This window comes from Streptomyces sp. NPDC087422 (assembly GCF_044744145.1).
In the GTDB taxonomy this organism is placed as follows: domain Bacteria; phylum Actinomycetota; class Actinomycetes; order Streptomycetales; family Streptomycetaceae; genus Actinacidiphila.
Window position 1 is genome coordinate 472,625 of record NZ_JBIUXT010000003.1, and the last position, 12,248, is coordinate 484,872.

Below are 12,248 nucleotides of genomic sequence, written 5' to 3' on the forward strand. Positions count from 1 at the left end.
GCTTACTCCTCCGCTTCACCGGTCTCGGGCTCCAGGCCCGCGACCGCTCCGTCGTCCTCACCGGCTTCGGCCACGATGGCCGACTCCGGGTCGTCGTCCGCTTCGGCGTTCCGCGCGATGCCGACGACGGCGTCCCGCTTACCGAGGTTGATCAGTTGGACGCCCATGGTGTCACGGCCCGTCTCCCTGACCCCGTTGACCCGCGTACGGATCACCCCACCGCTGAGCGTGATGGCCAGGATCTCATCGGTCTCCTCGACAACCAAAGCGCCGACCAGAGAACCGCGGTCCTCCACGATCTTCGCCGCCTTGATACCGAGTCCGCCGCGCCCCTGGACCCGGTACTCGTCCACCGATGTGCGCTTCGCGTACCCGCCGTCCGTGGCGGTGAACACGAACGTACCGGGCCGGACGACATTCATCGAGAGGAGTTCGTCACCTGGACGGAAACTCATGCCCTTCACGCCCGAGGTGGCGCGGCCCATCGGGCGCAGCGCGTCGTCGGTGGCGGTGAAGCGGATGCACTGCGCCTTACGGCTGACGAGCAGCAGATCGTCCTCCGCGGAGACCAGCTCGGCGCCGATCAGCTCGTCGGAGGTGCCGAGCACCGCGCCCTCGCCGTCCGCGTCGCCGTCCACCGCGCCGGACTCGCGCAGATTGATCGCGATGACACCGCCCGCGCGCGGCGAGTCGTAGTCCTTCAGCGCGGTCTTCTTCACCAGTCCGGCCTTGGTGGCCAGCACCAGGTACGGCGCCGCGTTGTAGTCCTTGATCGCCAGGATCTGGGCGATCCGCTCGTCCGGCTGGAAGGCCAGCAGATTCGCCACGTGCTGGCCGCGCGCGTCCCGCCCGGCGTCCGGCAGCTCGTACGCCTTGGCCCGGTAGACCCGGCCCTTGTTGGTGAAGAACAGCAGCCACTGGTGGGTGGTGGTCACGAAGAAGTGGTCGACGATGTCGTCCTGCTTCAGCTTCGCGCCGCGTACGCCCTTGCCGCCGCGCTTCTGCGACCGGTAGTCCTCGGTCTTGGTGCGCTTGACGTAGCCGCCACGGGTGATCGTGACGACGATGTCCTCCTCGGCGATCAGGTCCTCCATGGACATGTCGCCGTCGAAGGGCACCAGCTTGCTGCGCCGGTCGTCGCCGAACTTGTCGACGATGGCCTGGAGCTCCTCGCTGATGATCTGCCGCTGCTTCTCCGGCGAGGCGAGGATCGCGTTGTACTCGTTGATCTTCTGCTGCAACTCGTCGTGCTCGGCGATGATCTTCTGCCGCTCCAGGGCGGCCAGCCGGCGGAGCTGCATCTCCAGGATCGCGTTGGCCTGGATCTCGTCGATCTGGAGCAGGCCCATCAGGCCCTCGCGCGCGACCTCGACGGTGTCGCTGCGCCGGATCAGCGCGATGACCTCGTCAATCGCGTCCAGCGCCTTGAGCAGACCGCGCAGGATGTGGGCGCGCTCCTCGGCCTTGCGCAGCCGGAAGCGGGTCCGCCGCACGATGACCTCGACCTGGTGGTTCACCCAGTTGCGGATGAACGCGTCCAGCGACAGGGTGCGCGGCACGCCGTCGACCAGCGCCAGCATGTTGGCGCCGAAGTTGGACTGGAGGTCGGTGTGCTTGTACAGGTTGTTCAGCACGACCTTGGCGACCGCGTCCCGCTTGAGGACGATGACCAGCCGCTGGCCGGTGCGCGACGAGGTCTCGTCACGGACGTCGGCGATGCCGCCGATCTTGCCGTCCTTCACCAGGTCGGCGATCTTCTGCGCCAGATTGTCCGGGTTGGTCTGGTACGGCAGCTCGGTGACGACCAGGCACTGCCGGTTCTGGATCTCCTCGACCTCGACGATCGCGCGCATCGTGATCGAGCCGCGGCCCGTACGGTAGGCGTCCTCGATGCCCTTGCGGCCGACGACCAGGGCGCCGGTCGGGAAGTCCGGGCCCTTGATCCGCTCCATGAGGGCGTCGAGCAGCTCCTCGGGCGTGGCGTCCGGGTTGGCCAGGCACCACTGGGCGCCGTCGGCGACCTCGCGCAGATTGTGCGGCGGGATGTTCGTCGCCATGCCGACCGCGATGCCCGCGGAACCGTTGATCAGCAGGTTCGGGAAGCGCGCCGGGAGGACCGTCGGCTCCTGGTTGCGGCCGTCGTAGTTGTCCTGGAGGTCGACGGTCTCCTCGTCGATGTCCCGGACCATCTCCATGGACAGCGGCATCATCTTGCACTCGGTGTACCGCATCGCGGCGGCCGGGTCGTTGCCCGGGGAACCGAAGTTGCCGTTGGAGTCCACCAGCGGCATCCGCATCGACCACGGCTGCGCGAGACGGACCAGCGCGTCGTAGATCGAGGAGTCACCGTGCGGGTGGTAGGTGCCCATCACGTCGCCGACGACGCGCGCGCACTTGTAGAAGCCCTTCTCGGGCCGGTAGCCGCCGTCGTACATCGCGTACAGCACGCGGCGGTGCACCGGCTTGAGGCCGTCCCGCACGTCCGGCAGCGCGCGCGAGACGATGACGGACATCGCGTAGTCGAGATAGCTGCGCTGCATCTCGGTCTCGAGCCCGACGGGCTCGATGCGCAGGCCACCCGACTCGTTGCGCTCGTCCATCTCGGACGGGGGTACGTCGGGCACGGGGGGAACGTTGGAGGTGTCGTCGGCCATCGCTGTCGATTAGTCCTTTCACACGGCCAGTGGGGGCCGACTCAGATGTCCAGGAACCGGACGTCCTTGGCGTTGCGCTGGATGAAGGAGCGGCGGGCTTCCACGTCCTCGCCCATCAGCACCGAGAACAGGTCGTCGGCCTGGGCCGCGTCGTCGAGCGTGACCTTGCCGAGCACCCGGTGGTCGATGTCCATCGTGGTGACCCGCAGCTCCTCGGCGTTCATCTCGCCCAGACCCTTGAAGCGCTGGATCGAGTCCTCGCGGATGCGCTTGCCGGCCTGCTTGCCGATCTCCACCAGCGCGTCCCGCTCACGGTCGGAGTACGCGTACTCGAAGTCGTCCCGGCCCCACTTGATCTTGTACAGCGGCGGGCGGGAGAGGTAGACGTGCCCAGCCTCGACCAGCGGCCGCATGAAGCGGAACAGGAAGGTCAGCAGCAGGGTGTTGATGTGCTGGCCGTCGACATCGGCGTCCGCCATCAGGATGATCTTGTGATAGCGGAGCTTGGAGATGTCGAAGTCCTCGTGCACACCGGTGCCGAAGGCCGAGATCAGGGCCTGGATCTCGGTGTTCTGGAGGATCTTGTCGATCCTCGCCTTCTCCACGTTGAGGATCTTGCCGCGGATCGGGAGGATCGCCTGGTACTGCGGGTTGCGGCCGGACTTCGCGGAGCCGCCGGCCGAGTCGCCCTCGACGATGAAGATCTCGCACTTCGTCGGGTCGTTGGACTGGCAGTCGCTCAGCTTGCCGGGCAGCGACGCGGACTCCAGCAGCCCCTTGCGGCGGGTCAGATCCCGCGCCTTGCGGGCCGCGACCCGGGCGGTGGCCGCCTGGATCGACTTGCGGATGATGTCCGCGGCCTCGTTGGGGTTGCGGTCCAGCCAGTCGGTCAGGTGCTCGTGCACGACCTTCTGGACGAACGTCTTCGCCTCGGTGTTGCCCAGCTTCGTCTTCGTCTGGCCCTCGAACTGCGGCTCGCCGAGCTTGACGGAGATGATCGCGGTCAGACCCTCGCGGATGTCCTCGCCCGCCAGGTTGTCGTCCTTCTCCCGGAGGAACTTCTTCTCGCGCGCGTAGCGGTTGACCAGGCCGGTCATCGCCGCGCGGAAGCCCTCCTCGTGCGTGCCGCCCTCGTGCGTGTGGATCGTGTTCGCGAAGCTGTACACACCCTCGCTGTACTGGGTGTTCCACTGCATGGCGACCTCGACCGACAGCAGCCGCTCCTTGTCCTCCGCCTCGATGTCGATGACGGTGGGGTGGATCAGCTCGCCCTTGCGCGAGTTCAGGTACTTCACGTAGTCCACGAGGCCGCCCTCGTAGTGGTACGTGACGGTGAGCGGCTTGCCCTCCTCGTCCACGTGGTCGGCGCGCTCGTCGGTCAGCGAGATCCGCAGGCCCTTGTTGAGGAACGCCATCTCCTGGAAGCGCCGCGACAGCGTCTCGAAGGAGTAGTCGGTGGTCTCGAAGATGTCCGCGTCTGCCCAGAAGGTGACCGTGGTGCCGGTCTCGTCGACCGCCTCGTTCTTCAGCAGCGGCGCCGTCGGCACACCCAGCTTGTAGTCCTGCGTCCAGCGGTGGCCCTCGGTGCGCACCTCGACCGCGACCCGGGAGGACAGCGCGTTGACCACGGAGACGCCGACGCCGTGCAGACCGCCGGAGACCGCGTAACCGCCGCCGCCGAACTTGCCGCCCGCGTGCAGCACCGTCAGCACGACCTCGACGGCCGGCTTGCCCTCGGAGGGGACGATGCCCACCGGGATGCCGCGGCCGTTGTCCACGACGCGCACGCCGCCGTCTTCGAGGATGGTGACGTCGATGGTGTCCGCGTGACCGGCCATCGCCTCGTCGACCGAGTTGTCGACGACCTCCTGGACGAGGTGGTGCAGGCCCCGCTCACCGGTCGAACCGATGTACATACCGGGGCGCTTGCGCACCGCTTCGAGACCCTCGAGCACGGTGATCGCGCTGGCGTCGTAGGACTTGCTGGAATTCTCGTTGGGGTTGCCGGAATCGGCCACGAAGCGCCCTTTCTGGCACAGCACGAGCCGTCTCCCGCGGGGCGGGATCGGCTGCGTCTTCGACATGTTCCGCTGGTGTCCCCCTGTCTGCTGCCAGGGGAGGGCGGTCTGCCTATCAGTCTACCGGTAGCGCCGACATGAATGGGGCTTTGGCGGTACCTGAGTTCCCATGTGCCGTCCCGAACCGCCGCCGCCCGACTCCCTACACGCGGCCCTGGTGCCAAAACCGCTCACACGGGCGTCCAGGGCTTCCGGCTGTCAACCCCCGGCTACGCTGAGCAGGGTCGGCGCGAAGTCGCTACGGGCGCCGTACGAACGCGCTCCCCGCCGTACGCGCACCGGCGCGTTCTCAGCCGTACGTGTCGCCGGGGCCGACACTGCCGGGGGCGCGCAGCCGTCCGTACGAGCGGGCCGGGCCCGCGGGGCCGAGCACCTTGATCAGCTTCACCGTGCCGTGGCCGAGATCCGCGTTGAGCCGGGCCACCAGGGTCGGCGCCAGCAGCCGGAGCTGGGTCGCCCAGGCAGTCGAGTCGCACTGGACGGTCAGGACCGAGTCCTCCTCGTCGTACCGCGCGGGCGCGCAGTGCAGCGCCACCTCGGGGCCGACGAGCTGCGGCCAGCGGCCCATCACCCCGCCCACCGCGGCCGGGGCCTCCCAGCCGCGCTCGGTGATCAGCCGGTTGATCGCGGCGCCCAGCGGCAGCGGGTCGCGGCCGTCGGCGCGCGCGCCGCTGCGCAGCCCGCCGCGCCTGGCCTGCTTCTTCTGCACGGCCGCCGCGCCACGGGCCCTGGCCTGCTCCTTCGCGGCGCGCAGCGCGACCCGCGCGAGGTCGACGCCGGTCTGCTCGGGGAGCGTGCCGGACGGTGTACCCGCGGGCGCTGCCGGAGCGGTGTCGGCCGCGCCGTCCGCCGGGAGTGCCGTGCCGCCCGCCGGGAGTGCCGTGCCGCCCGCGCCCCTGGCCCGCTTCGCGCCGCGCTCGCTCATACCCGCTCCACCGTCCCCTGCTCCACCGCGAACCGGGCCCCCACCAGGACACCCGGCACATCGTCGTCCACCGCCGCCGTCACCAGCACCTGCTCGCCGGGCGCGACCAGCTCCGCCAGCCGCTCGCGCCGCTTGGTGTCCAGCTCGGCGAAGACGTCGTCCAGCACCAGCACCGGCTCGCCGCCGTCGGAGCACAGCAGTTCGTACGACGCCAGGCGCAGCGCGAGCGCGTACGACCAGGACTCGCCGTGGCTGGCGTAGCCCTTGGCGGGCATCGGGCCGAGCTTGAGCAGCAGGTCGTCGCGGTGCGGCCCGACCAGCGTCACCCCGCGCTCGATCTCCTGCCTGCGCGCCTCGCCCAGCGCCTCCAGCAGCCGCCCGTACAGGTCCTCGCGGCCCTCGGCCCCGGCCATCCTCTCGCCCATCGAGCCCCGGTACTCGAAGCCGACCGGACCGCCGCCGGGGGCGAGCTGTTCGTACGCCTTGTCGGCCAGCGGCTGGAGCGCGGCCACCAGGTCCAGGCGCTGCGCGAGCAGTTCCGCGCCGACCCGCGCCAGATGCTGGTCCCACACGTCGAGGGTGGACAGATCGCCCCCCTTGCCGCCGTGCCTGCGGGCCATCGCGGCGGACTTCAGCAGGGTGTTGCGCTGCTTGAGCACCCGGTCGTAGTCGCTGCGGACCCCGGCCAGGCGCGGGGTGCGGGCGGTGATCAGCTCGTCGAGGAAGCGGCGGCGCTCGGTCGGGTCGCCCTTGACCAGCGCCAGGTCCTCCGGCGCGAAGAGCACGCTGCGGACGATGCCCAGCAGGTCGCGCGGGCGGCCGGGCGCCGAGCGGTTGATCCGGGCGCGGTTGGCCCGCCCCGGATTGATCTCCAGCTCCACGAGCTGCTGCCGGTCGCCCTGCACGACCTGGGCCCGGACGACCGCGCGCTCGGCACCCATCCGGACCAGCGGCGCGTCGGTGGAGACCCGGTGGCTGGACAGCGCCGCCAGATAGCCGACGGCCTCGACCAGATTGGTCTTGCCCTGCCCGTTGGGCCCCACGAAAGCGGTGACGCCCGGGTCGAGGGGGACCTCGGCCCGGGCGTAGGAACGGAAGTCGGCGAGCGAAAGGTGCGCTACGTGCATCGCGTGCTGTGGCGCGGGACCGCGCCGACCTCCCTGCTGTCTGGCTTTCGTACTACTCGGCGGCGGTGACCGCGTGCCCGCCGAATTCGTTGCGGAGCGCGGCGATCATCTTCATCTGCGGCGAGTCGTCCTGGCGGGACGAGAACCGGGCGAACAGCGACGCGGTGATGGCGGGCAGCGGCACGGCGTTGTCGATGGCGGCCTCGACCGTCCACCGGCCCTCGCCGGAGTCGTCCGCGTGGCCGCGCAGGGCGCCCAGGTGCTCGTCCTTGTCGAGCGCGTCCACGGCCAGGTCGAGCAGCCAGGAGCGGATGACCGTACCGGACTTCCAGGAGCGGAAGACCTCGCGGACGTCGGTGACCGAGTCCACCGCCTCCAGCAGCTCCCAGCCTTCGGCGTAGGCCTGCATCATCGCGTACTCGATGCCGTTGTGGACCATCTTGGCGAAGTGGCCCGCGCCGACCTTGCCCGCGTGCACGGCGCCGGCGTCGCCCTCAGGCTTGAGCGCGTCGAAGATGGGCTGCGCCTTGGCGACGTCCTCGTCCTTGCCGCCGTACATCAGCGCGTAGCCGTTGGCCAGGCCCCAGACACCGCCGGAGACGCCGCAGTCGACGAAGCCGATGCCCTTGGCCGCCAGCTCGTCGGCGTGCCGCTCGTCGTCCGTCCAGCGGGAGTTGCCGCCGTCCACGACGAGGTCGCCGGGGGAGAGCAGTTCGCCCAGCTCGTCGATGGTCGACTGGGTGGCCGCGCCCGCGGGGACCATGACCCACACCACGCGCGGTCCCTTGAGGGAGTCCACAAGCTCCTGGAGGCTGTGGACGTCGGCGAGATCCGGGTTCCGGTCGTACCCGATGACGGTGTGCCCGCCGCGGCGGATGCGCTCGCGCATGTTGCCGCCCATCTTGCCGAGACCGATGAGACCGAGCTCCATCGCAGATCCTTCGTTCGAAGCGTGTCTGACCTGAGCCGAGCCTACGACGGCCCGCTGTGACCGGCTCAGCCGGACGGTGTGTCCGGCGGGCGGGGGCGGCCCCGGCGGCCGTCAGCCGGCCGCCGACAGCCGTCAGCCGGACAGCCGGACCGGCATGATCAGGTACTTGTACGCGTCGTCCGCCTCGGCGTCGAGCGCGGGACGGCCGCTGAGCAGCGCGGGCTTGGTCGAGGTCGTGAAGGAGAGCTGGGCGACGGCGGAGTCGATCGCGCTGAGGCCGTCGAGCAGGAAGGTCGGGTTGAAGGCGATCGAGATGTCGTCGCCCTCCAGCTTGGCGTCGACGCGCTCCACAGCCTGTGCGTCGTCGCTGGAACCGGCCTCCAGGGTGAGCACGCCCTGCTCGAAGCTGAGCCGCACCGGGGTGTTGCGCTCGGCGACCAGGGCCACGCGCTTGACGGCCTCGACGAACGGCGCGGTCTCGATCACCGCGACCGAGGCGAACTCGGTCGGGAAGAGCGTGCGGTACTTCGGCAGGTCGCCTTCGAGCAGCCGGGTCGTCGTACGGCGACCGGCGCCCTCGAAGCCGATCAGGCCCTCACCGGCGCCGGATCCGGCGAGCGCGATGGAGACGGTGTCTCCGCTGGTGAGCGACTTGGCGGTGTCCAGCAGCGTCTTGGCGGGCACCAGGGCGACGGCGGAGATGTCGGCCTGCTCGGGCTTCCACAGGAACTCGCGGACCGCGAAGCGGTAGCGGTCGGTGGCGGCGAGCGTGACGGTGTCGCCCTCGATCTCGATCCGCACACCGGTGAGCACCGGGAGCGTGTCGTCGCGGCCCGCGGCGATGGCGACCTGGGAGGCGGCGGCGGCGAAGATCTCGCCGGGCACCGTCCCCGAGGCGTCGGGCATCGCGGGCAGCGCCGGGTACTCCTCCACAGGCAGGGTGTGGAGTGTGAACCGCGAGCTGCCGCAGACCACGGTCACGCGGATTCCGTCGGTGGAGATCTCCACCGGGCGGTTGGGCAGGGCCCGCGAGATGTCGGCGAGCAGCCGCCCCGAGACCAGGACCGTGCCCTCCTCCTCGACCTCGGCCTCCACCGACACCCGTGCCGAGACCTCGTAGTCGAAGCCGGAGAGGCTGAGCTTGCCCTCCTCCGCCTTCAGCAGGAGCCCGGCGAGGACGGGCACCGGGGGACGGGCCGGAAGGCTACGGGCTGCCCAAGCCACTGCCTCGGCGAGTACGTCGCGCTCCACCCGGATCTTCACCGGAACCGCCTCCTGCTTGTTGCTGGCTGTCGGGGAACAGTCTGACGCACAGCACCGACAGTCGGTGCGGGTTGGCGTCAAGCCGCGACACGAGCCGCAGGGCGGGTCCGGGCCGAGTTGTGCACACCCCCCGCTTCGAAGCAGGTTCCCATCTATCTCTACGTAGTCGTAGTAATAGGGGTTGTGGATACCGTGGATAAGTGGTTCCGGCGCAGGTCAGACCCTGTTTTTTATCCACCGGGCCTGTGGGTGGGGCATGGGGACAACCAGGGGGTCCTGTGGACGGCCGGAAGTTGTGCACACCCGATTCACAGGTGACCCCGGGTTCTCCCCAGCGCTGTCCCCAGAAATACCCAGGTTCTCCCCAGGCCAACCCACCACCTTGGTGTGACGCCTTTCACTCTTCCGTGGGACCAGGCGCGTTTCGTTGCCGAACAGTGGACAGAGATGTGGAGAAACGATCCCATGCTGTGCACAACGAGCCCCAACCTGTGGGCGAGCGGTGGACAACGCGAAGTGACCCCCAAGAGGTGTCCTTTCTGTCCACAGTCTGTGGATTCGGGTTGCCCACATATCCACACCCGGCTGAGCTGGGCGTACCTCCGTTGCGGCACCCGGCCTGTGGAGACTTTCTGGACAACTCCGGTGTCCCCAGGGTGTGGACGGTCCATTTGCCACAGTCCTGTGGAGAACTGCCCCTCGGCGTACGGGAATCGAACAGGGCGCGGCGCGGCGGACAACGCGAAGCGCCCCGGGAGAGGTCTCCCGGGGCGCTCGGAGGGGCTGTGCGCGGCGCTTCTCCGCGCGCGGCTCAGCTCTTGATGCGGTTGGTCAGCTCCGTCACCTGGTTGTAGATGGAGCGCCGCTCGGCCATCAGGGAGCGGATCTTCCGGTCGGCGTGCATGACCGTGGTGTGGTCGCGGCCGCCGAAGAGCGCGCCGATCTTCGGCAGCGACAGGTCCGTCAGCTCGCGGCACAGGTACATGGCGATCTGCCGGGCGGTGACCAGGACGCGGCTGCGCGAGGAGCCCGACAGGTCGTCCACGGCCAGCCCGAAGTACGCGGCGGTCTCGGCCATGATGGCCGTCCCGCTGATCTCGGGCACCGAGTCCTCGCCGCCGGGGATCAGGTCCTTCAGCACGATCTCGGTGAGCTGGAGGTCGACCGGCTGCCGGTTGAGGCTGGCGAAGGCGGTGACCCGGATGAGCGCGCCCTCCAGCTCGCGGATGTTCCGCGAGATCCGGGACGCGATGAACTCCAGCACCTCGGGCGGGGCGTTGAGCTGCTCCTGCACCGCCTTCTTGCGCAGGATCGCGATCCGGGTCTCCAGCTCGGGCGGCTGGACGTCGGTGATCAGGCCCCACTCGAAGCGGTTGCGGAGCCGGTCCTCCAGGGTGACGAGCTGCTTGGGCGGCCGGTCGGAGGAGAGCACGATCTGCTTGTTGGCGTTGTGCAGGGTGTTGAAGGTGTGGAAGAACTCCTCCTGCGTCGACTCCTTGCTCGCCAGGAACTGGATGTCGTCGACGAGCAGGATGTCCATGTCCCGGTACCGCTTGCGGAACGCGTCCGCCTTGCCGTCCCGGATCGAGTTGATGAACTCGTTGGTGAACTCCTCGGAGCTGACGTACCGCACCCGCGTCCCCGGGTACAGGCTCCGCGCGTAGTGCCCGATCGCGTGCAGCAGGTGCGTCTTGCCGAGCCCCGACTCCCCGTAGATGAAGAGCGGGTTGTACGCCTTGGCCGGGGCCTCGGCGACGGCGACCGCGGCCGCGTGCGCGAAGCGGTTGGACGCGCCGATCACGAAGGTGTCGAAGAGGTACTTGGGATTCAGCCGGGCGGTCGGCTCGACGGCGCCGCCGGAGGAGGAGCCCGAATGGCCCGAGTGGTTCTGGCGGCCCGAGGGGTCGGAGTGCCCGGAAGGCCCCGAGGGCCCGTCGAGCCGGCCGCCCGACAGATTCGGCGACGCGTGCCGCCCGGTGGACTGCTGCTGCTGGTCCGGCCGGCCCTGGCCCTGCTGCCGGTCCTGCTGCTGGTAGCCGCCGGACTGCGGCGCGTAACCGCCCTGCGGGGACTGCGGGTACGCCTGGTGCGGTACGACCGGGTAGCCGTCGTGCGTGTCCTGTCGGTACCGGTGGCTCTGCTGCTCCGGGTACGGCTCGCGGTCCTGGAAGCCGCCGCTGTTCTGCGCGGGCAGGGTCCAACTGTCGGTACGCGGCTGCCGCCAGCCGTCGTCGCTCTGCCGCGGCGGCCACTCGTCCGGGCCCGCGTGCCTGCCCTGGCTCTGCTGCTCGGGGTAGGCGCGGCGCATCCGCATGCCGTCGTCCCCGAGGTCGCCGCCGTGCCGGTCGTCCCGCATGCCGTCGCGGTGGTCGTCGCGCAGCTCGTCCCTGTGGTCCGCGCGGTGCCCGTCGCGGCGGTCGTGCCGCTCGTGCTGCTGCTCGTACGGGTCCTGGTCGTGGTCGGCCGGGGCCGGCTCCTGGTCGCCGCCGGACGCGACGGCGATGGCGATCCCGACAGGGTGACCGAACTCACGGCTCAGCACCTCGGTGATCAGCGGCAGCAGCCGCCCCTCCAGGACGCTCTTGGCGAATTCGTTGGGCGCGGAGAGGACGGCGGTGCCCGCGACCAGGGCCAGCGGCTGGGTGCGCTTGAGCCACTCCGCGTCCTTGGGCTTCAGGTCCTCGCTGTCCACCAGCAGTTTCTGGAGTACGCGCGGCCACACTGCGGCAAGATCGGCGGTTACGTCAGCCACAGGGCACGCTCTCTCGTCGCTTAATGGTGCAAGTGCGGGCAACTCCCGCGAAAGTGTGGTCCTGAAGACAGGCGGGAAGAGTTGGGAGTTCAGCCACGGTAGTCAGGGGGTAGGCGCGGTTCAAGTCGTTGTCCACAGGGTGTGTACAAATGCCGGGCCCGCGACCGCCGGGTTTGACCGGATGGCCTAGCCGCGCGTACCGTATCGAGGTCGAGTTGTCGATGGCTGCTGCCGCCTGCCTACCGATGGGCGAGGGTCTTCCGGAAGTCCCCGGATGATCGTCAAGCGGTGCACCTGATCTGTTCCGCGAGATTCTTCGTGGGCGCACGGTGACAGCCAGGCGACGCCCCGCCGGACACGATTTTCCCTGGAGCCCCCGAGTGAGCAAGCGCACCTTCCAGCCGAACAACCGCCGTCGTGCGAAGACCCACGGCTTCCGTCTGCGTATGCGCACCCGCGCCGGCCGCGCGATTCTCGCGACCCGCCGCAGCAAGGGCCGCGCCCGCCTGTCCGCCTGA

General features: G+C 69.6%; 8 protein-coding genes. 1 reads left to right on the top strand and 7 read right to left on the bottom strand.

Annotation, left to right across the window (positions count from 1 at the left end):
• Positions 1-2 precede the first annotated feature (2 nt).
• The 7 genes from gyrA to dnaA form a co-directional block, all read right to left on the bottom strand.
• Entirely contained in the window at positions 3-2,654 is a 2,652-nt protein-coding gene (gene gyrA, locus ACIO6U_RS11705) for a DNA gyrase subunit A (RefSeq protein ID WP_391042009.1), read from the bottom strand.
• A gap of 41 nt (positions 2,655-2,695) precedes the next feature.
• Positions 2,696-4,696, bottom strand: coding sequence for a DNA topoisomerase (ATP-hydrolyzing) subunit B (gyrB, locus tag ACIO6U_RS11710; RefSeq protein ID WP_355336774.1), 2,001 nt, complete (start codon positions 4,694-4,696; stop codon positions 2,696-2,698).
• A 325-nt stretch (positions 4,697-5,021) separates the two neighbouring features.
• Entirely contained in the window at positions 5,022-5,657 is a 636-nt protein-coding gene (locus ACIO6U_RS11715) for a DUF721 domain-containing protein (protein ID WP_401717861.1), read from the bottom strand.
• On the bottom strand, positions 5,654-6,784 hold the full coding sequence (recF, locus tag ACIO6U_RS11720) for a DNA replication/repair protein RecF (RefSeq protein WP_355336672.1): 1,131 nt from the start codon (positions 6,782-6,784) through the stop codon (positions 5,654-5,656). Before recF ends, ACIO6U_RS11715 begins: the two co-directional genes overlap by 4 nt.
• Before the next feature lie 52 nt (positions 6,785-6,836).
• On the bottom strand, positions 6,837-7,784 hold the full coding sequence (gene gnd, locus ACIO6U_RS11725) for a phosphogluconate dehydrogenase (NAD(+)-dependent, decarboxylating) (RefSeq protein ID WP_355336773.1): 948 nt from the start codon (positions 7,782-7,784) through the stop codon (positions 6,837-6,839).
• Positions 7,785-7,847: 63 nt separating this feature from the next.
• Positions 7,848-8,978 (bottom strand): DNA polymerase III subunit beta, encoded by a 1,131-nt coding sequence (gene dnaN / locus ACIO6U_RS11730; protein WP_355336671.1) that lies wholly within the window; start codon positions 8,976-8,978, stop codon positions 7,848-7,850.
• 811 nt (positions 8,979-9,789) lie between these two features.
• On the bottom strand, positions 9,790-11,730 hold the full coding sequence (gene dnaA / locus ACIO6U_RS11735; protein ID WP_355336670.1) for a chromosomal replication initiator protein DnaA: 1,941 nt from the start codon (positions 11,728-11,730) through the stop codon (positions 9,790-9,792).
• Positions 11,731-12,110: 380 nt separating this feature from the next.
• On the opposite strand from dnaA, the gene rpmH reads away from it, so the two are divergent.
• Positions 12,111-12,248 carry a 50S ribosomal protein L34 gene (gene rpmH / locus ACIO6U_RS11740; RefSeq protein ID WP_003975051.1) on the top strand — a complete coding sequence of 46 codons (138 nt, stop codon included), beginning with the start codon at positions 12,111-12,113 and terminating at the stop codon, positions 12,246-12,248.